Below are 18,666 nucleotides of genomic sequence, written 5' to 3'. Positions count from 1 at the left end.
GGACACCGGAAACGGTGTCCCCCTCTCCGTGAGGACACCATGTACAAGCTCTTCTTCCGGCTGGTCTTCCGGCGGATGGACCCCGAGCGGGCCCACCACGCCGCCTTCCGCTGGATCCGCCTCGCCGCCCGCGTCCCGGTGCTGCGCACCCTCGCCGCCGCCGCCCTGGCCCCCCGCCACAAGGAGCTGCGCACCGAGGCCCTCGGCCTGCGGATGCACGGCCCGTTCGGGCTGGCCGCGGGCTTCGACAAGAACGCCGTCGCCATCGACGGCATGGCGATGCTCGGCTTCGACCACGTCGAGATCGGCACCGTCACCGGCGAGCCCCAGCCCGGCAACCCGAAGCGACGCCTCTTCCGCCTGGTCGCGGACCGCGCGCTGATCAACCGCATGGGCTTCAACAACGAGGGCTCCGCCGCCGTCGCCGCCCGCCTGGCCGCCCGCAGGCCGGTCTTCCGCACCACCGTCGGCGTCAACATCGGCAAGACCAAGGCGGTGCCGGAGGCCGAGGCCGTCGCCGACTACGTGAAGTCCACCGAGCGGCTGGCCGCGCACGCCGACTACCTGGTCGTCAACGTCTCCTCGCCCAACACCCCCGGCCTGCGCGACCTCCAGGCCACCGAGTCGCTGCGCCCGCTGCTGACCGCCGTGCGCGAGGCGGCCGACCGCACGGTCACCGTCCGACGCGTGCCGCTGCTCGTCAAGATCGCCCCCGACCTCGCGGACGAGGACGTCGACGCCGTCGCCGACCTCGCTGTGGAGCTGGGTCTGGACGGCGTCATCGCCACCAACACCACCATCGCCCGCGAGGGGCTGGGCCTGAGGTCGGCTCCCGGCCTGGTCGCGGAGACCGGCGGACTCTCCGGCGCCCCGCTCAAGGAACGCTCCCTGGAGGTCCTGAGCCGCCTGTACGCCCGGGTGGGCGACAGGATCACCCTGGTGGGTGTCGGAGGCGTCGAGAACGCCGAGGACGCCTGGCAGCGCATCCTGGCCGGGGCCACCCTGGTCCAGGGCTACAGCGCCTTCGTCTACGAGGGGCCGTTCTACGCCCGCGCCGTCCACCGCGGCCTCGCCGCCCGGCTGGCCGCCTCCCCGTACGCCACCCTCGCCGAAGCCGTCGGCGCCGAGACCCGGAAGAAGGCCGACCGGTGACGCCCCAGCCCTTCGGCGCCCGCCTGCGCCACGCCATGGACACCCGCGGACCGCTCTGCGTCGGCATCGACCCGCACGCCTCGCTGCTCACCTCCTGGGGCCTGGCCGACGACGTCGCCGGTCTGGAGCGCTTCACCCGCACCGTCGTCGAGGCCCTCGCCGACCGGGTCGCCGTCCTCAAGCCGCAGTCCGCGTTCTTCGAGCGCTTCGGCTCACGCGGCACCGCGGTCCTGGAGAAGGCCGTCGAGGAGGCGCGGGCGGCCGGGGCCCTGGTCCTGATGGACGCCAAGCGCGGCGACATCGGCTCCACGATGGGCGCCTACGCCGCGACCTACCTCGACCCCGGCTCCCCGCTGTTCTCCGACGCGCTCACCGTCTCGCCGTACCTCGGCTTCGGTTCGCTGCGCCCGGCCCTGGACGCGGCGGCGGCCTCGGGGTCCGGCGTCTTCGTGCTGGCCCTCACCTCCAATCCGGAGGGCGCCGAGGTCCAGCGCGCCACGGCTGCCGGCGGCCGCTCGCTGGCGCAGCTGATGCTCGACCACATGGCCGCCGAGAACGCGGGCGCCGCGCCGCTCGGCTCGGTCGGCGCGGTGGTCGGCGCGACGCTCGGCGACGCGGGGGCGGACCTGGCGATCAACGGGCCGCTCCTCGCGCCCGGCATCGGGGCCCAGGGCGCGACCCCGGCGGATCTGCCGGCGGTCTTCGGCGGCCAGGTCGGCAACGTGGTGCCCAGCGTGAGCCGGGGCGTGCTGCGCCACGGCCCGGACGCGGCAGGGCTGCGCGAGGCCGCCGAACGGTTCGCGGACGAGATCCGCGAGGCCGTCTCCGGCAGTCGACCCTGACACGTTTACAGCGTGTTGACGAATTACTGACGCAAAACTCGGTTGTTATGTCAGAAATGTCCTGGTCGGCCAAGGCTGACCAGGACTTTTCGTCTGTTCTCGCTGACTACAGCGGCCTTGGCCGCTAGTCTCCGTCGAGAGCCAACGAGCACAGCGTGTTCGTTGCTCAGCAGGTGAGGGGCGTCCAGCTTCCCCACCGGTCCGTATCCGACAGATCGACATCCGAGGTGACGTAGGCGTGGCTCTTCCGCCCCTTACCCCTGAACAGCGCGCAGCCGCGCTCGAAAAGGCCGCCGCGGCTCGCCGGGAGCGGGCCGAGGTCAAGAATCGACTCAAGCACTCCGGCGCCTCCCTCCACGAGGTCATCAAGCAGGGCCAGGAGAACGACGTCATCGGGAAGATGAAGGTCTCCGCCCTCCTGGAGTCCCTGCCGGGAGTCGGCAAGGTCCGTGCCAAGCAGATCATGGAGCGTCTCGGCATCTCCGAGAGCCGCCGGGTCCGGGGGCTCGGCTCCAACCAGATCGCATCCCTGGAGCGCGAGTTCGGCGGCGGCGCCGCCTGACGTTCTCAGGCACCCCTGAGAACCTGGATAATCGCTCCATGGCTGCAACATCCCGGGGGACGTCCCCCGTACCCCCGGACGTACGTCCGCGGCTGACCGTGCTCTCCGGCCCTTCGGGCGTCGGCAAGAGCACGGTCGTCGCTCATATGCGCACCGTTCACCCCGAGGTCTGGCTCTCCGTGTCGGCGACGACCCGCAAGCCGCGCCCCGGGGAGCGCAACGGCGTCCACTACTTCTTCGTGGACGACGAGGAGTTCGACAAGCTCGTCGCCAACGGCGAACTGCTGGAGTGGGCCGAGTTCGCGGGCAACCGCTACGGCACGCCGCGCCGCGCCGTACTGGACCGGCTGGAGGCCGGGGAGCCGGTCCTCCTGGAGATCGACCTCCAGGGCGCCCGGCTGGTGCGCCAGTCGATGGCCGACGCGCGCCTGGTCTTCCTGGCCCCGCCGAGCTGGGACGAGCTGGTGCGCCGGCTCACCGGCCGGGGCACCGAGGCGCCCGAGGTCATCGAGCGCCGGCTGGCCGCCGCCCGGATCGAACTGGCCGCCGAGTCCGAGTTCGATACGACGCTCGTCAACACCTCCGTCGAGGATGTGGCGCGTGAGCTGCTAGCCTTGATGCTGCAGGCTTCCGACCTCCCTGACAGCAGCGGCTGAGACAACCGCCGACACGGGGCCCGGTTCACCGCCGGACGGCCGGAGCCCGCACTGTCAAAGATTTCTTTGACCTTTACCCCCTTCGGAAGGCAGAGAGTGTCCTCTTCCATCACCACGCCCGAGGGCATCATCAACCCGCCGATTGATGAGCTCCTCGAGGCCACCGACTCGAAGTACAGCCTGGTGATCTACGCGGCCAAGCGCGCCCGCCAGATCAACGCGTACTACTCGCAGCTCGGCGAAGGCCTCCTCGAGTACGTCGGTCCGCTCGTCGACACCCACGTCCACGAGAAGCCGCTCTCGATCGCGCTCCGCGAGATCAACGCGGGCCTGCTGACCTCCGAGGCCATCGAGGGCCCCGCGCAGTAGGCGGCAGCACCACCTTCACCTCAGGCCCGGCGGCCCGCCCGCCGGGCCTGAGGTGTGTCCGGGCCCGGGTGAACGGCGGCAGCGCGGTGAGGCAGCATGGGACGGACACGTTGCCGATACGTTGCCGAGTGCGGGGAGACGCAGTGCACAAGCCGAAGGTGGTCCTGGGGGTGAGCGGGGGCATCGCCGCCTACAAGGCGTGCGAGCTGCTGCGCCGGCTGACCGAGTCCGGGCACGACGTACGGGTCGTTCCGACCGCCTCCTCGCTGCACTTCGTGGGCGCGGCCACCTGGTCGGCGCTCTCCGGCCACCCGGTCTCCGCCGAGGTCTGGGACGACGTGCACGAGGTCCCGCACGTACGGATCGGGCAGGGCGCCGACCTCGTGGTGGTCGCCCCGGCCACCGCGGACATGCTGGCCAAGGCCGCCCACGGACTCGCCGACGACCTGCTCACCAACACGCTCCTGACCGCACGCTGCCCGGTGGTCTTCGCCCCGGCCATGCACACCGAGATGTGGGAGCACCCGGCCACCCGGGAGAACGTCGCCACGCTGCGCCGCCGGGGCGCCGTCGTCGTCGAGCCCGCCGTCGGCCGCCTCACCGGGGTGGACACGGGCAAGGGCCGGCTGCCCGACCCGGGCGAGATCTTCGAGGTCTGCCGCCGGGTGCTGGCGCGCGGGGTGCGGGCCCCTGATCTGGCCGGCCGCCATGTGGTGATCAGCGCGGGCGGCACCCGCGAACCGCTGGACCCGGTCCGCTACCTGGGCAACCGCTCCTCCGGCAAGCAGGGCTACGCGCTGGCGCGCACGGCGGTGGCCCGTGGCGCCCGGGTCACCCTGATCGAGGCCAACACGGGTCTTCCCGACCCCGCCGGGGCCGACGTCCTGCGCGTCGGCACGGCGGTGCAGCTGCGGGAGGCCGTGCTCAAGGCCGCGCCCGAGGCGGACATCGTGGTCATGGCCGCCGCGGTGGCCGATTTCCGGCCGGCCGAGTACGCCCCGGGCAAGATCAAGAAGAAGGACGGCCAGGAGGCCCCGACCGTGGCCCTGGTCCGCAACCCCGACATCCTCGCCGAGATCTCCGCGGAGCGGGCCCGGCCGGACCAGATCGTCGTGGGCTTCGCCGCCGAGACGGACGACGTGCTGGCCAACGGCCGCGACAAGCTCCGCCGCAAGGGCTGCGATCTGCTCGTGGTCAACGAGGTGGGGGAGAGCAGGACCTTCGGCTCCGAGGAGAACGAAGCGGTCGTCCTCGCCGCGGACGGGACGGAGACGGCGGTGCCCCACGGCCCCAAGGAAGCGCTTGCCGACACGGTCTGGGATGTGGTTTCCGGACGATTCAGTGAGATGTCACAATCCACCCCCCGGGCGAGCGAAACTGGCTCATAACGGGTAAATTAACCGCCTTTACGGGTGGATTGTCCTACTGGCATCCCGCGTGATCACGGACACCGAGCTCCCGAAGGGCGAGACGGATGGCCCGGTCACCGGATGCGACCGATAAACTGGCCGACGGTACGCGCCGGGCGCAGCTCCCGGCCGCACCACCCATGATCAGCCAGCAGCCGCTGCAACCCCAGGGAGCGATGTGTCCCGCCGTCTCTTCACCTCGGAATCTGTTACCGAGGGTCACCCCGACAAGATCGCTGACCAGATCAGCGACACGATTCTCGACGCCCTCCTGCGGGAGGACCCCGCCTCGCGCGTGGCCGTCGAGACCTTGATCACCACTGGTCTGGTGCATGTCGCGGGCGAGGTCACGACCAAGGCCTACGCCGACATCCCCAACCTCGTGCGCAACAAGGTGCTGGAGATCGGCTACGACTCCTCCAAGAAGGGCTTCGACGGCGCTTCCTGCGGCGTCTCGGTGTCCATCGGCGCACAGTCGCCGGACATCGCCCAGGGCGTCGACACCGCGTACGAGAAGCGGGTCGAAGGGGACGAGGACGAGCTCGACAAGCAGGGCGCGGGTGACCAGGGCCTGATGTTCGGCTACGCCTGCGACGAGACGCCGGAGCTGATGCCGCTCCCGATCCACCTCGCACACCGCCTCTCGCGGCGCCTGTCCGAGGTGCGCAAGAACGGGACCATCCCCTACCTGCGCCCCGACGGCAAGACCCAGGTCACCATCGAGTACGACGGCGACAAGGCGATCCGGCTGGACACGGTCGTCGTCTCCTCGCAGCACGCCAGCGACATCGACCTGGACTCGCTGCTCGCCCCGGACATCCGCGAGTTCGTCGTCGAGCACGTGCTCGCGCAGCTCGTCGAGGACGGCATCAAGCTGGACACCGAGGGCTACCGGCTCCTCGTCAACCCGACCGGCCGCTTCGAGATCGGCGGCCCGATGGGCGACGCCGGCCTGACCGGCCGCAAGATCATCATCGACACCTACGGCGGCATGGCCCGCCACGGCGGCGGCGCCTTCTCCGGCAAGGACCCGTCCAAGGTCGACCGCTCCGCCGCGTACGCGATGCGCTGGGTCGCCAAGAACGTGGTGGCCGCCGGCCTCGCCGCCCGCTGCGAGGTCCAGGTCGCGTACGCCATCGGCAAGGCCGAGCCGGTGGGCCTGTTCGTCGAGACCTTCGGCACCGCGGCGGTCGACACCGAGAAGATCGAGCACGCCATCGGCGAGGTCTTCGATCTCCGCCCGGCCGCGATCATCCGCGACCTCGACCTGCTCCGCCCGATCTACGCGCAGACCGCGGCCTACGGCCACTTCGGCCGCGAACTTCCCGACTTCACCTGGGAGCGCACCGACCGCGTGGACGCCCTGCGGACGGCCGCGGGCCTGTAGGACCGCCGCGGTCCTCGACGAGGACCGACGCCCGCCACGACTGCCGGGGCCCGGACACCGATCGCGGTGGCCGGGCCCCGGCGGCGTGGTCGCGGCCGTGGGGCCCGGGGCCGCTGTCGGTGGCTTCTGGTAGGAATTTGGCTGTGAGCAGCGAAGACGAGCAGGCCGACGAGCCCGGCGCCGACGAGCCCGGAGCCGGAGCGCCGGAGCAGCTCGCGCTGATCCGGGAGACGGTGCGCCGGGCCAAGGTGCCGCGCGCCAAGCCGCGGACCTGGCGCGGAGCGGCGCTGGCCAAGGAGCTGCCCGTCGCCCGCGTGCTGGTCAACAAGGGCGTCCTCCACCTCGACCAGTACTTCGACTACGCGGTCCCCGAGGAGCTGGACGCCGACGCGCGGCCCGGCGTGCGGGTGCGGGTGCGGTTCGGCGCCGGCGGGCGCAATGTGCAGGGCGGACGGCGCGAGGGCGGCGGCCTGATCGACGGCTTCCTCATCGAGCGCCGCGCCGAGTCCGACTACCAGGGCGCGCTCGCCGCCCTCGCCTACGTCGTCTCGCCCGAACCGGTCCTCGGACCGGAGCTGCTGGCCCTCTCCCGCGCCGTCGCCGACCGGTACGCCGGCAGCCTCGCCGACGTGCTCCAGCTCGCCGTCCCCCCGCGCAACGGACGGGCCGAGTCCAAGCCGTCCCCGGAGCCGCTGCCGCCGCCGCCCGCCCCGGACCCCGGCAGCTGGGAGCGGTACGCCCAGGGCCCCGCCTTCCTGCGGGCCCTGGCCGAGGGCGGCGCGCCGCGCGCGGTGTGGACCGCCCTGCCCGGACCGCACTGGCCCGGCGAGATCGCCCGCGCCGTCGCGGCGACGCTCTCCTCCGGTCGCGGCGCGCTCGTCGTCGTCCCGGACGGCCGGTCCGCCGCCCGCGTCGACACGGCCCTCACCGACGTGCTCGGGTCCGGCCGGCACGCCCTGCTCACCGCCGACTCCGGCCCGGAGAAGCGCTACCGCCAGTGGCTGGCGGTGCGCCGCGGCTCGGTCCGGGCCGTCGTCGGCACCCGCGCCGCCATGTTCGCCCCGGTCAGGGACCTGGGCCTGGTCGCCGTCTGGGACGACGGCGACTCCAGCCACAGCGACGACAACGCCCCCTTCCCGCACGTCCGCGAGGTGCTGGAGCTGCGTGCCGCCCAGGGCCGGTGCGCTTTCCTGCTCGGCTCCACGAGCTGCACCGTCGAGGCCGCCCAGCTCGTGGAGAGCGGCTGGGCGCTGCCGCTCGCCGCGGACCGGGAGCGGCTGCGCCGCGCGGCCCCGCTCGTCCGTACCGTCGGCGACGGCGAACTCGCCCGCGACGGGGCCGCCCGCTCGGCCCGGCTGCCCAGCCTCGCCTGGCAGACCGTGCGCGACGGCCTGCGCACCGGTCCGGTGCTCGTCCAGGTGCCCCGCCGGGGCTATGCCCCCCGGCTCGCCTGCGAGCTGTGCCGTACGCCCGCCCGCTGCCGCCACTGCGCCGGGCCGCTGGAGGCCCCCGACCAGCAGGACCTGAACTGCGCCTGGTGCGGCCGGGCCGAGCGCGCCTGGCACTGCGAGGCGTGCGGAGCCACCCGGCTGCGCGCCCGGATCGTCGGCGCGCGGCGCACCGCCGAGGAGCTGGGGCGGGCCTTCCCCGCCGTGCCCGTGCGCACGTCGGGCCGCGATCACGTCCTGGACGCCGTCCCCGACGCGCCCGCCCTGGTCGTCAGCACGCCCGGCGCGGAGCCCGTCGCCGAGGGCGGTTACGCCGCCGCGCTGCTGCTGGACGGCTGGGCCATGCTCAACAGGCCCGACCTGCGGGCGGGGGAGGAGGCGCTGCGCCGCTGGACGGCGGCCGGCGCCCTGGTGCGGGGCCAGGACGAGGGCGGCACGGTGGTGGTCGTGGCCGAGCCGACGCTGCGCCCGGTGCAGGCCCTGGTGCGCTGGGACCCGGCCGGATTCGCCCGGCGGGAGCTGGCGGAGCGGGCCGAGCTCGGCTTCCCGCCGGTCTCCCGGATGGCGTCGGTGAGCGGGCCCGCAGAGTCCCTGGCGTCCTTCCTGGCCACGGCCGGGCTGCCGCCGGAGGCCGAGATCCTGGGCCCGGTTCCGGTGCCCGCGGCGGAGCCGGGACGGCCGCGCCGGCCGTGGGACGCACCGCCGGGCGAGAGCTGGGAGCGGGCCCTGATCCGGGTGGTGCCGGGGCGGGGCGCCGCGCTCGCACGAGCGCTGAAGCAGGCTCGCGCGGCGCGGACGGCCAAGGGCGGCGGCGATCAGGTGCGGATCAGGATCGACCCGCCCGACATCGGCTGAGTCGGTCTGCGCCGTGCCGGAGACGGGGCGGCGCGGGAGACGGAACTGCCCCGCCGTGCGACCGGCACGGTGGGGCAGAGGGGGCGGCGTACGGGTCAGCCGTTGCGCGGGCCCGGGAACGCGCCGGGGCGCACGTCCTCGCGCAGCGGCGGCCGGCCCGTCGAGGACTGCGGCGGCATCGCGCGCGCCGCGGGCACCGCGGGGACGGCGGAATCGCCGGCCTGGGCGGCGGACCCGGGCAGTCCGCCGGGGACGGCGACCGGGCGGGGCGTCGCGGGCGTCTCGGCGCCCGCCTCGGCGGCGGGCTGGGGCGCGGCCCGGCGGGAGCCGTAACGGCGGTGCACCGCCTGCTTGGTGACGCCGAGGGCCGAGCCCACCGCGTCCCAGGAGAAGCCGAGCGAGCGGTCGAAGTCGACCGCCGCGGTGACCAGGGTCTCGACGCTGTCCCGCAGCTCCTGGGCGAGGCGGACGGTGGGGGCCGGGGCCCTGCCGTAGACGACGAAGCCCGCGGAGGGGCCGGAGCGGCGCGGACGGTAGACGTTGCCCAGCTGGGCGGTGAGTGTGCGCAGCGCGTCCACCTGCCGCCGGACCCGCTCGATGTCCCGCACCAGAAGATGCAGGCTGGCCCGCGCTTGGGCGTCGTGGGTTGCGTGGTCGGCCATGAAGAAGCCTCTCGAACCGGCGTTGAAAGGGATCGGGCCACGGTCGGGGCGGCCCGCTTCGGTCAATCTCCTTTGACCAACGCCCGAGCCCGGGAAGTGGTCACGCTGTCGGGGCGTATGTGCCTACGCACGGGGCGTGCGCGGCGCGCGTACGCCCCCCGGCCGCCGTCCGGATCGTGCCGCGCTCGTACGGGCAGGTGAGCCTCCCGTCCGGCCCGCCCGCGAACCGCCGAACCCCTTAGACTGGTGCGCTGCTCGTCACCGTCCGGCCCGAGAGGCAGTCAGCCACCCATGAAGCTCGTCTTCGCAGGCACCCCCGAGGTCGCCGTTCCCGCCCTGGACGCCCTGATCGACTCCGACCGCCATGAGGTGGCCGCGGTCGTGACCCGTCCCGACGCGCCCGCCGGGCGGGGCAGGCGGCTCGTCGCCAGCCCGGTGGCCGAGCGGGCGCGGGAGGCCGGCATCGAGGTGCTCAAGCCCGTGAAGCCGAAGGACGAGGAGTTCCTGGCCCGGCTGCGCGCGATCGCCCCGGACTGCTGCCCGGTCGTCGCCTACGGCGCGCTGCTGCCCAAGGCGGCGCTCGACGTGCCCGCCCGGGGCTGGGTCAACCTGCACTTCTCGCTGCTGCCGGCCTGGCGGGGCGCGGCCCCGGTCCAGCACGCGGTGATGGCGGGGGACGAGGTGACGGGCGCTTCGACCTTCCTGATCGAGGAGGGGCTGGACTCCGGCCCGGTCTACGGGGTCCTCACCGAGGAGGTGCGCCCCACCGACACCAGCGGCGATCTGCTCACCCGGCTGGCGTTCGCCGGGGCCGGGCTGCTGGCCGCGACCATGGACGGCATCGCGGACGGCACCCTGCACGCCGTGCCGCAGCCCCCCGAGGGCGTCACCCTGGCCCCGAAGATCACCGTGGAGGACGCCGAGGTCTCCTGGTCGGCGCCCGCCCTGCGGGTCGACCGCGTGGTGCGCGGCTGCACGCCCGCGCCCGGGGCCTGGACGCTGTTCCGGGGCGAGCGCCTGAAGCTGGTCCAGGTGGCCCCCGTCCTGGACCGCACCGACCTGGCCCCGGGCGAGCTGTCGGCCGCCAAGAACAACGTCTACGCGGGCACCGGCTCGCACGCCGTCGAGCTGCTCTGGGTCCAGCCGCAGGGCAAGAAGCCGATGCGGGCCGCCGACTGGGCGCGCGGGGTGCGGATCGTCCACGGCGAGCTGCTCGGGCAGTAGGCGTCCAGGGCCCGGCCGCCGTCCCGGCCCCGCCCCGGCCGCCGTCCCGGCGCCGCCGGGGGCGACGTAGGCTGGGCGGGTTCGCCCCCTCACCATCAGCGGAGCACCTTTCACGTGAACGACCAGCCGCGTCGCCGTCCCGCCAGGCCCCACCGCCGTCCGCAGAAGGACCCGGTCCGCTTCCTCGCCTTCGAGGCGCTGCGGGCGGTCGACGAACGCGACGCGTACGCCAACCTCGTTCTGCCGCCGCTGCTGAAGAAGGCGCGCGCCAAGGGCGACTTCGACACGCGGGACGCGGCGCTGGCCACCGAACTGGTCTACGGGACGCTGCGCCGCCAGGGCACGTACGACGCGATCGTCGCGGCCTGCGTGGACCGGCCGCTGCGCGAGGTCGACCCGCCGGTGCTCGACGTCCTGAACATGGGCGTCCACCAGCTGCTCGGCACCCGCATCCCCACCCACGCCGCCGTCTCCGCCAGCGTGGAGCTGGCCCGGGTGGTACTGGGGGAGGGGCGCGCGAAGTTCGTCAACGCGGTGCTGCGCAAGGTCACCGCCCACGACCTCGACGCCTGGGTGGAGAAGGTCGCGCCGCCCTACGACGAGGACGCCGAGGACCACCTGGCCGTCGTGCACTCCCACCCCCGCTGGATCGTCTCCGCGCTCTGGGACGCGCTGGGCGGCGGCCGGGCGGGCATCGAGGACCTGCTGGAGGCCGACAACGAGCGGCCCGAGGTGACCCTGGTGGCCCGGCCCGGCCGCTCCACCCCCGACGAACTGGCCAAGGCGCTGGGCGACGACAACTCCCTGCCCGGCCGCTGGTCGCCGTACGCCGTCCGGATGGCCGAGGGCGGCGAGCCCGGCGCGCTGGCGGCCGTCCAGGAAGGCCGGGCGGGCGTCCAGGACGAGGGCAGCCAGCTCGTGGCCGCCGCCCTGGCCGCCGCGCCCGTCGAGGGCGGCGACCGCCGCTGGCTGGACGGCTGCGCCGGTCCGGGCGGCAAGGCCGCGCTGCTGGCCGCGCTCGCCGCCGAGCGGGGCGCCACGCTGCTCGCCGCCGAGAAGCAGCCGCACCGCGCCCGGCTGGTGGAGCGGGCCCTCGCCGGCAACCCGGGCCCGTACCAGGTGGTCACCGCCGACGGAACCCGGCCGCCGTGGCTCCCGGGCGGCTTCGACCGCGTCCTGATGGACGTGCCGTGCTCCGGTCTGGGCGCGCTGCGGCGTCGCCCGGAGGCCCGGTGGCGGCGACGCGCCGAGGACCTGGAGGGCTTCGCGCCGCTCCAACGCGGGCTGCTGCGCGAGGCGTTGAAGGCCGTACGGGTCGGCGGCGTCGTCGGCTACGCGACCTGCTCGCCGCATCTGGCGGAGACCCGGGTGGTCGTGGAGGACGTGCTGAAGGGCCGGGGCGGGGAGCCGGTGGAGGCGGAGTGGATCGACGCCCGCCCGCTGATGCCGGGCGTGCCCGCGCTGGGCGAGGGACCCGACGTCCAGCTCTGGCCGCACCTCCACGGCACGGACGCGATGTATCTCGCCCTGCTCCGCCGGACCGGCTGATCGCCCTGCTCCGCCGGACCGGCTGGTTCTCGTCTCCCGGAACGGCAAAAGAAGCGTAAAGCTCAGGCAAAATGCCGGGAATGTGTGAACTGTGATGGCCGGGTGAGGCTTTGCCGACCGCGGAGGCGGGGAACCGGCCCGGAACGTGGCAGGCTTGGGTCATGGCCCAGATCAACCCCAGCATCCTGTCCGCCGATTTCGCGCGTCTCGCCGAGGAGGCGAAGGCCGTCGAGGGCGCCGACTGGCTCCACGTCGACGTGATGGACAACCACTTCGTGCCCAATCTGACCCTGGGCGTACCGATCGTGGAGGCGCTGAGCAAGGCGACCGGCACCCCGCTGGACTGCCACCTCATGATCGAGGACGCCGACCGCTGGGCCCCGCAGTACGTCGAGGCCGGAGCCGGTTCCGTCACCTTCCACGTGGAGGCGGCGGCGGCCCCGGTGCGCCTCGCGCGCGAGATCCGGGCCAAGGGCGCGCGGGCCTCGATGGCGCTCAAGCCGGCGACGCCGATCGAGCCGTACGAGGACCTGCTGCCCGAGCTGGACATGCTGCTGATCATGACCGTCGAGCCGGGCTTCGGCGGCCAGGCGTTCCTGGACATCATGCTGCCGAAGATCCGCCGCACCCGGGAGCTGATCGTCAAGCACGGGCTCGAACTGTGGCTCCAGGTCGACGGCGGCGTCTCGGCCTCGACGATCGAGCGGTGCGCGGAGGCCGGCGCCGACGTCTTCGTCGCCGGTTCGGCGGTGTACGGGGCGGCGGATCCGGCCGAGGCGGTGCGGAGCCTGCGGGCCCGTGCGGACGCGGCCACGGCCGCGGCGCCGTGGGCGTGCGGCCACTGAGCCCGAGGGCGGATGAACGCGGCCCGACGGGGCCGATCAAGGGTCGCCGGATCTGACAGGATGAACGGCGTATCGAGCGCGTGAACAGCAGTGAGGAGATCGCGGTGTCTGGCATCTCGGCGGGTCGGTCAGCCATGCGGATGGGCCCCGCGGAGCTGGTGCAGGCGGCGGCCATGGCCCGCCGGTTCTACCTGGAGGGCAAGTCCAAGATCCAGATCGCCGAGGAGTTCGGCGTCAGCCGCTTCAAGGTGGCCCGGGTCCTGGAGACCGCCCTCGAACGCGATCTCGTACGGATCGAGATCCGGGTCCCGGCCGAGCTGGACGCCGAGCGCTCCGACGCTCTGCGGGCCCGCTACGGGCTGCGCCACGCGGTCGTCGTCGAGTCCCCGGCCGAGGAGCAGGAGGACGCCCCCGACCCGGAGAACCTCGGCGAGGTCGCGGCCGACCTCCTCGGCGAACTGGTGGCCGAGGGCGATGTGCTCGGCCTGGCCTGGGGCCGCTCCACCATCCACATGGCGGCGGCCCTCGACCGGCTGCCGCCGTGCATCGTCGTCCAGCTGACCGGCGTGTACGACGCGGGCACCGCCGAGCGCGGCTCGGTCGAGGCGGTCCGCCGGGCCGCCCAGGTCTCCGGCGGCGAGGCGCACCCCATCTACGCCCCGATGCTGCTGCCGGACCCGGCGACGGCGGCGGCGCTGCGCCACCAGACCGGTATCGCCCGCGCCTTCGAGTACTTCGACAAGGTCACGGTCGCGGCGGTGTCGATCGGCTCCTGGGAGCCGGGCATCTCCACGGTCCACGACATGCTCTCCGACGCGGAGCGGGCCCACTACGCCTCGCTCGGCGTCGCCGCCGAGATGTCCGCGCACCTCTTCGACACCGACGGCCGCCGGGTCGGCCGCGACCTCGGCGAGCGCTGCATCACCGTCGAGGCGGACCGGCTGCGCCGGATCCCCGAGGTGGTCGCCATCGCGGGCGGCCAGCGCAAGGCCGCCGCGATCGGGGCCGTCCTGCGCTCCGGTCTGGTGACCAGCCTGGTGACGGACACCGCCGCGGCCGACTACCTGCTCACCGAGTCGCCGGCCGGAGTGCGGCCGGCGCTGGAGCGGGCCGACCCGGACGGCGAGTGACGCGGGCCCGGCGACGCCGGACGTGACGGAGGCCGGGCCGCCCGCGGGGCCGCCCGGCCTCCGTCCGTTCCGTCCGCGCTCAGCGGCAGTGGTGGGCCTGCGGCGGAGCCGGAGCCGGGACCGGCGGACGGGCCGGTTCCGACGGATCCGGGGCGATGCCCAGCACGGTCTCCTCCAGGTACTTTTTGGGCTCCTCGTACTGCGCGACGTCGGCCGGGTTGTAGCGCGGCGTCCGGCGCGACCAGTCCAGGTTGCCGCGCATCCAGCTGCGCATCCCGTCGAGATAGGGCACCAGCAGCCCGGCCAGCTGCGGATACATCTCCAGCAGCTCGTCCTCCGCGGTCAGGAACCGCTCGGTCTCGGCAGCCAGCCGCTCCGCCACGTGGTCCAGCGCCTGCTGTTCGCCGAGGCCGCGGTGGTGGCGCACCAGGTGGACGAGGTTGTGGATCTCGCCCAGCACCTGCTCCTTCTCGAAGGAGTAGACGTCGTTGGCCCAGCACACGACGTTGCAGGAGGCTTCCAGGGCGGTGATGAACCGCGGGTCGTTGTGCAGCGACTCCGGCGCCTCGATGCCGGCCACGATCTCTATCAGGTCCATGCAGACGTGGATGGCGCCGGTGTGCCGCCGCTTGGCGATGTACGTCTCCTCGGACGGCACCACGCCGTCCGCTCGGTTGCCCGCCTCCCACGTGGTGGCCGTGGTGAGGTAGGTGATCAGGTGCCAGGCGAACCGGGTCCGCCAGTGCGGGGCCGCGTTCGGCGTCGTGCGTTCCCACAGGTCGGCCAGGGCGATCACGGCCGCCGGAAGCCCCTCGCCCGGCAGCGGGGCCGGGGCGGAGCCGTCTATCACCGCGCGCATCCGGTCGACCACGTCCCGCACTCTTTCGGGGGAGCGGCCGAGGTGGCCGTCGTCGAGCTGGTCGTCGACGAGGAACAGCCAGACGAACCAGTCGGCCACCAGATCGAGGTGTTCACGGTCGGCCGTCGGGTAGACCATGCCGACGAACGCCCCGAAATCGGCTTGTTCGAAGCGGTTGCGCGCGGACTCGCGGTGCACCAGGCCGGTCTGTCTGGTCCAGGCGTCGATATGGGCCCGGGCGTGCCCGACGTGCGGATTCGTCCGCTGGGGGAACGGGCAGTAGATGTCCGGCAGTTCGCTGTCCACAGGCGGATCTGGATCCTCTCCGGTCAAACGGTGTGCCGAGGGCTCCCGGTGCGCCGGGGCGGCGCACCGGAGACCCCCGAGACCTGCGGGTTTGAAGCTACCTGACCCCTTGTCACGCGGTCCAGGGATGCCGATCGGGAATGCGGGAATCCCGTTCGGGTAGGGTCCGTGGGTAAGGCAGGTTCCACTTGCCCGGCACCCCCGGCAGCCTCCTCGGAGGAACACACGAACGCCGGGGTCTTTTGCTGTGTCTTCGGGGAAACGACCTGCACCGTTTCGTATGAAAAAATGAGTGTTATGCGTTTTCTTGAGCCGGGCACCGGCCGCTACACCGAGTCGCCCGCGGTCCCGTACGACCTCACCTACGACGACGTCTTCATGGTCCCGGGCCGCTCCGCGGTCGGCTCCCGGCAGGGCGTGGACCTCTCCGCGCCCGACGGGACCGGTACCACCATCCCGCTCGTGGTCGCCAACATGACCGCCATCGCGGGCCGCCGCATGGCCGAAACCGTCGCCCGCCGCGGCGGACTCGTCGTCATCCCGCAGGACATCCCGATCGAGGTCGTCACCGACGTCATCTCCTGGGTCAAGACGCGCCACCTCGTCCTCGACACCCCGATCGAGCTGGCCCCGGGCCAGACCGTCGCCGACGCCCTGTCGCTGCTGCCCAAGCGCGCGCACGGCGCGGGCGTGGTGGTGGACGCCGACCGCCGCCCCGTCGGCGTGGTCACCGAGCACGACCTGACCGGCGTCGACCGCTTCACCCAGCTCTCCGAGATCATGTCCAGGGACCTGGTGGTGCTCGACGCGGGCATCGACCCGCGCGACGCGTTCAACAAGCTCGACGGCGCCAACCGCAAGCTGGCCCCCGCGGTCGACGCGGACGGCCGACTCGTCGGCATCCTCACCCGCAAGGCCGCCCTGCGCGCCACCCTCTACACACCCGCCACCGACGCCGACGGCAGGCTGCGGATCGCGGCGGCGGTCGGCATCAACGGCGACGTGGCGGGCAAGGCCGCCCAGCTCCTGGCGGCGGGCGTCGACACGCTCGTCGTGGACACCGCCCACGGCCACCAGGAATCCATGATCAGCGCCGTCCGGGCCGTGCGGGCGCTCGACCCGCGGGTGCCCGTCGTCGCCGGAAACATCGTGGCGGCCGAGGGCGTGCGCGACCTGATCGAGGCCGGCGCGGACATCATCAAGGTCGGAGTCGGCCCCGGCGCCATGTGCACCACCCGGATGATGACCGGCGTGGGCCGCCCGCAGTTCTCCGCCGTCCTGGAGTGCGCCGCCGAGGCGAAGAAGCACGGCAAGCACGTCTGGGCCGACGGCGGGGTCCGCCACCCCCGCGACGTGGCCATGGCCCTGGCCGCCGGCGCGTCCAACGTCATGATCGGTTCCTGGTTCGCCGGTACGTACGAGTCGCCCGGCGACCTCCAGCAGTCCGCCGACGGCCGCTTCTACAAGGAGTCCTTCGGGATGGCCTCGGCGCGCGCCGTCAAGAACCGCACCTCGGAGGAGTCCGCGTACGACCGGGCCCGCAAGGCGCTCTTCGAGGAGGGCATCTCCACCTCCCGGATGTTCCTGGACCCGACCCGCCCCGGGGTCGAGGACCTGATCGACTCGATCATCGCGGGCGTCCGCTCGTCCTGCACCTACGCCGGCGCCGCCTCCCTGGAGGAGTTCGCCGAGAAGGCGGTCGTCGGCATCCAGAGCGCCGCGGGCTACGCCGAGGGCAAGCCGCTCCACGCCAGCTGGAGTTGATCCCGCACCTGCCCGACACGCCTGCCCCCGACGGTAGTTCGCACCGGCGGGGGCAGGCGCGTTCCCGGGCCTTCGAGGTGGCCGATGACGAGCTTCAACTCTTCTGAAGAGTAAGTAATATGAAGCCCAATCAGCTGCCTGCCCCTCTGCGGTAAGGGATCTCATGTCCTTCTTCACTGACCTGGCCCATCAGTACATCGACGGCGAGTGGCGACCGGGGAAGGGATCCTGGGACATCATCGACTTCAACCCGTTCGACGGGGAGAAGCTCGCCTCCATCCCCGTGGCCACCGCGGACGAGGTCGACCAGGCCTACCGCGCCGCCGAACGCGCCCAGCGGGCATGGGCCGGGACCAACCCGTACGCCCGGCGCGCCGTCCTGGAGCGGGCGCTGCACCTCGTCGAGGAGCGCGAGCCGGAGATCAGCGACGCGATCGTCGCGGAACTCGGCGGCACCCGGCTGAAGGCCGCCTTCGAACTCCACCTGGCCAAGGAGTTCCTCCGCGAGGCCATCCAGCTCGCCCTGCGCCCCGCCGGGCAGATCCTGCCCTCGCCGACCGAGGGCAAGGAGAACCGCGTCTACCGGCTGCCCGTCGGAGTCGTCGGCGTCATCAGCCCCTTCAACTTCCCCTTCCTGCTCTCGCTCAAGTCCGTCGCGCCCGCGCTCGCCCTCGGCAACGCCGTCGTCGTCAAACCGCACCAGAACGCGCCGATCTGCGGCGGCACCCTGCTGGCCAGGGTCTTCGAGGACGCGGGCCTGCCGCCCGGCCTGCTGAACGTGGTGATCACCGACATCGCCGAGATCGGCGACACGCTGCTGGAGCACCCGGTACCGCAGGTCATCTCCTTCACCGGCTCGGACAAGGTCGGCCGGCACGTGGCGACCGTCTGCGCGGCCAACCTCAAGCGCGCCGTCCTCGAACTCGGCGGCAACAGCGCGCTGATCGTCCTCGACGACGCCGACATCGACTACGCGGTCGACGCGGCCGTCTTCAGCCGGTACGTCCACCAGGGCCAGGTCTGCATGGCCGCCAACCGCATCCTCGTCGACCGTGCCGTCGAGTCGGAGTTCACGGAGAAGTTCGTCGCCAAGGTCGCCTCGCTCACCGTCGGCGACCCGGCCGACCCCGCCACGCAGATCGGCCCGCTGATCAACTCCTCGCAGGCCGAGGCGGTCTGCACCCTCGTCGAACAGACCGTCGAGGCCGGCGCCACCGCCCTGCTCCACGGCCGCGCCGACGGCAACCTGGTCAGCCCGTCCGTGCTCACCGGCCTCGCGCCCGACTCACCCGTCCTGCACCAGGAGATCTTCGGCCCCGTCGCCCTGCTCGTCCCCTTCGACGGCGAGGACGAGGCCGTCCGCATCGCCAACGACACCCCGTACGGGCTCAGCGGCGCGGTCCACACCGGGGACATCGAGCGCGGCGTGCGCGTCGGGAAGCGCATCCACACCGGCATGATCCACATCAACGACGGCACGATCCACGACGAGCCCATCGTCCCCTTCGGCGGCGAGAAGAGCTCGGGCCTCGGCCGGCTGAACGGCGAGTCGATGGTCGAGGCATTCACCACCCAGAAGTGGATCTCCGTCCAGCACGGCCGCTCGCAGTTCCCCTTCTGACCCGCCCGCCCCGCCGCCGACCGCCGC

The 18,666-nt window shown here is 73.1% G+C and carries 16 protein-coding genes; 14 read left to right on the top strand and 2 right to left on the bottom strand.

Features of this window, described 5'->3' with window-relative positions:
- The first annotated feature begins 39 nt into the window (after nucleotides 1–39).
- The 8 genes from EES43_RS03645 (at nucleotide 40) to EES43_RS03610 (ending at nucleotide 8,680) form a co-directional block, all read left to right on the top strand.
- Nucleotides 40–1,152: a quinone-dependent dihydroorotate dehydrogenase gene (locus EES43_RS03645; RefSeq protein WP_124267327.1), complete on the top strand. Its 1,113-nt coding sequence runs from the start codon at nucleotides 40–42 to the stop codon at nucleotides 1,150–1,152.
- Entirely contained in the window at nucleotides 1,149–1,994 is an 846-nt protein-coding gene (gene pyrF / locus EES43_RS03640; protein ID WP_124267326.1) for an orotidine-5'-phosphate decarboxylase, read from the top strand. Before EES43_RS03645 ends, pyrF begins: the two co-directional genes overlap by 4 nt.
- 238 nt (nucleotides 1,995–2,232) lie before the next feature.
- Nucleotides 2,233–2,556 (top strand): integration host factor, encoded by a 324-nt coding sequence (locus EES43_RS03635; RefSeq protein ID WP_005319887.1) that lies wholly within the window; start codon nucleotides 2,233–2,235, stop codon nucleotides 2,554–2,556.
- A 38-nt stretch (nucleotides 2,557–2,594) separates the two neighbouring features.
- Nucleotides 2,595–3,212, top strand: a complete 618-nt coding sequence (gene gmk / locus EES43_RS03630; protein ID WP_124267325.1) for a guanylate kinase — start codon at nucleotides 2,595–2,597, stop codon at nucleotides 3,210–3,212.
- Between the two features lie 96 nt (nucleotides 3,213–3,308).
- Nucleotides 3,309–3,581 carry a DNA-directed RNA polymerase subunit omega gene (rpoZ, locus tag EES43_RS03625; protein ID WP_003970369.1) on the top strand — a complete coding sequence of 91 codons (273 nt, stop codon included), beginning with the start codon at nucleotides 3,309–3,311 and terminating at the stop codon, nucleotides 3,579–3,581.
- A 143-nt stretch (nucleotides 3,582–3,724) separates the two neighbouring features.
- Entirely contained in the window at nucleotides 3,725–4,969 is a 1,245-nt protein-coding gene (gene coaBC, locus EES43_RS03620) for a bifunctional phosphopantothenoylcysteine decarboxylase/phosphopantothenate--cysteine ligase CoaBC (protein ID WP_124267324.1), read from the top strand.
- Between the two features lie 199 nt (nucleotides 4,970–5,168).
- Entirely contained in the window at nucleotides 5,169–6,377 is a 1,209-nt protein-coding gene (gene metK, locus EES43_RS03615; protein ID WP_124267323.1) for a methionine adenosyltransferase, read from the top strand.
- A 143-nt stretch (nucleotides 6,378–6,520) separates the two neighbouring features.
- Nucleotides 6,521–8,680: a primosomal protein N' gene (locus EES43_RS03610; protein ID WP_124267322.1), complete on the top strand. Its 2,160-nt coding sequence runs from the start codon at nucleotides 6,521–6,523 to the stop codon at nucleotides 8,678–8,680.
- A 95-nt stretch (nucleotides 8,681–8,775) separates the two neighbouring features.
- On the opposite strand, the gene EES43_RS03605 is transcribed toward EES43_RS03610, so the two are convergent.
- Nucleotides 8,776–9,342 (bottom strand): hypothetical protein, encoded by a 567-nt coding sequence (locus tag EES43_RS03605; RefSeq protein WP_124267321.1) that lies wholly within the window; start codon nucleotides 9,340–9,342, stop codon nucleotides 8,776–8,778.
- Nucleotides 9,343–9,633: 291 nt separating this feature from the next.
- Here EES43_RS03605 and fmt point away from each other — a divergent pair, with 291 nt between their 5' ends.
- The 4 genes from fmt to EES43_RS03585 all read left to right on the top strand — a co-directional run bounded on the left by fmt (nucleotide 9,634) and on the right by EES43_RS03585 (nucleotide 14,089).
- Nucleotides 9,634–10,566, top strand: coding sequence for a methionyl-tRNA formyltransferase (fmt, locus tag EES43_RS03600; RefSeq protein ID WP_124267320.1), 933 nt, complete (start codon nucleotides 9,634–9,636; stop codon nucleotides 10,564–10,566).
- Nucleotides 10,567–10,680: 114 nt separating this feature from the next.
- Entirely contained in the window at nucleotides 10,681–12,114 is a 1,434-nt protein-coding gene (locus EES43_RS03595) for an RsmB/NOP family class I SAM-dependent RNA methyltransferase (protein WP_124267319.1), read from the top strand.
- 161 nt (nucleotides 12,115–12,275) lie between these two features.
- Nucleotides 12,276–12,959 (top strand): ribulose-phosphate 3-epimerase, encoded by a 684-nt coding sequence (gene rpe, locus EES43_RS03590; RefSeq protein WP_124267318.1) that lies wholly within the window; start codon nucleotides 12,276–12,278, stop codon nucleotides 12,957–12,959.
- A gap of 134 nt (nucleotides 12,960–13,093) precedes the next feature.
- Nucleotides 13,094–14,089 (top strand): sugar-binding transcriptional regulator, encoded by a 996-nt coding sequence (locus EES43_RS03585; protein WP_124271774.1) that lies wholly within the window; start codon nucleotides 13,094–13,096, stop codon nucleotides 14,087–14,089.
- A gap of 79 nt (nucleotides 14,090–14,168) precedes the next feature.
- Here the strand turns inward: EES43_RS03585 and EES43_RS03580 are convergent, their stop codons facing one another.
- The gene (locus EES43_RS03580; RefSeq protein ID WP_124267317.1) at nucleotides 14,169–15,254 is read right to left on the bottom strand and encodes a terpene synthase family protein; all 1,086 of its coding nucleotides are present in this window, start codon (nucleotides 15,252–15,254) and stop codon (nucleotides 14,169–14,171) included.
- 297 nt (nucleotides 15,255–15,551) lie between these two features.
- Between EES43_RS03580 and EES43_RS03575 the strand changes: the two genes are divergently transcribed.
- Both EES43_RS03575 and EES43_RS03570 read left to right on the top strand, forming a co-directional pair.
- Entirely contained in the window at nucleotides 15,552–17,018 is a 1,467-nt protein-coding gene (locus tag EES43_RS03575) for a GuaB1 family IMP dehydrogenase-related protein (protein ID WP_124267316.1), read from the top strand.
- Nucleotides 17,019–17,181: 163 nt separating this feature from the next.
- Nucleotides 17,182–18,639: an aldehyde dehydrogenase family protein gene (locus tag EES43_RS03570; protein ID WP_124267315.1), complete on the top strand. Its 1,458-nt coding sequence runs from the start codon at nucleotides 17,182–17,184 to the stop codon at nucleotides 18,637–18,639.
- Nucleotides 18,640–18,666 lie beyond the last annotated feature (27 nt).

Source organism: Streptomyces sp. ADI96-02, assembly GCF_003846185.1.
Lineage (GTDB): Bacteria > Actinomycetota > Actinomycetes > Streptomycetales > Streptomycetaceae > Streptomyces.
Note: the sequence above shows the minus strand (reverse complement) of the source record. Positions and strands in the feature narration are given on the sequence as shown.

Coding starts and splice junctions, on each gene's coding strand:
- EES43_RS03645 (WP_124267327.1), top strand. CDS start 40: ATGTACAAGCTCTTCTTCCGGCTGGTCTTCCGGCGGATGGACCCCGAG.
- gmk (WP_124267325.1), top strand. CDS start 2,595: ATGGCTGCAACATCCCGGGGGACGTCCCCCGTACCCCCGGACGTACGT.
- EES43_RS03575 (WP_124267316.1), top strand. CDS start 15,552: ATGCGTTTTCTTGAGCCGGGCACCGGCCGCTACACCGAGTCGCCCGCG.
- EES43_RS03605 (WP_124267321.1), bottom strand. CDS start 9,342: ATGGCCGACCACGCAACCCACGACGCCCAAGCGCGGGCCAGCCTGCAT.
- EES43_RS03570 (WP_124267315.1), top strand. CDS start 17,182: ATGTCCTTCTTCACTGACCTGGCCCATCAGTACATCGACGGCGAGTGG.
- rpe (WP_124267318.1), top strand. CDS start 12,276: ATGGCCCAGATCAACCCCAGCATCCTGTCCGCCGATTTCGCGCGTCTC.
- EES43_RS03585 (WP_124271774.1), top strand. CDS start 13,094: ATGCGGATGGGCCCCGCGGAGCTGGTGCAGGCGGCGGCCATGGCCCGC.
- fmt (WP_124267320.1), top strand. CDS start 9,634: ATGAAGCTCGTCTTCGCAGGCACCCCCGAGGTCGCCGTTCCCGCCCTG.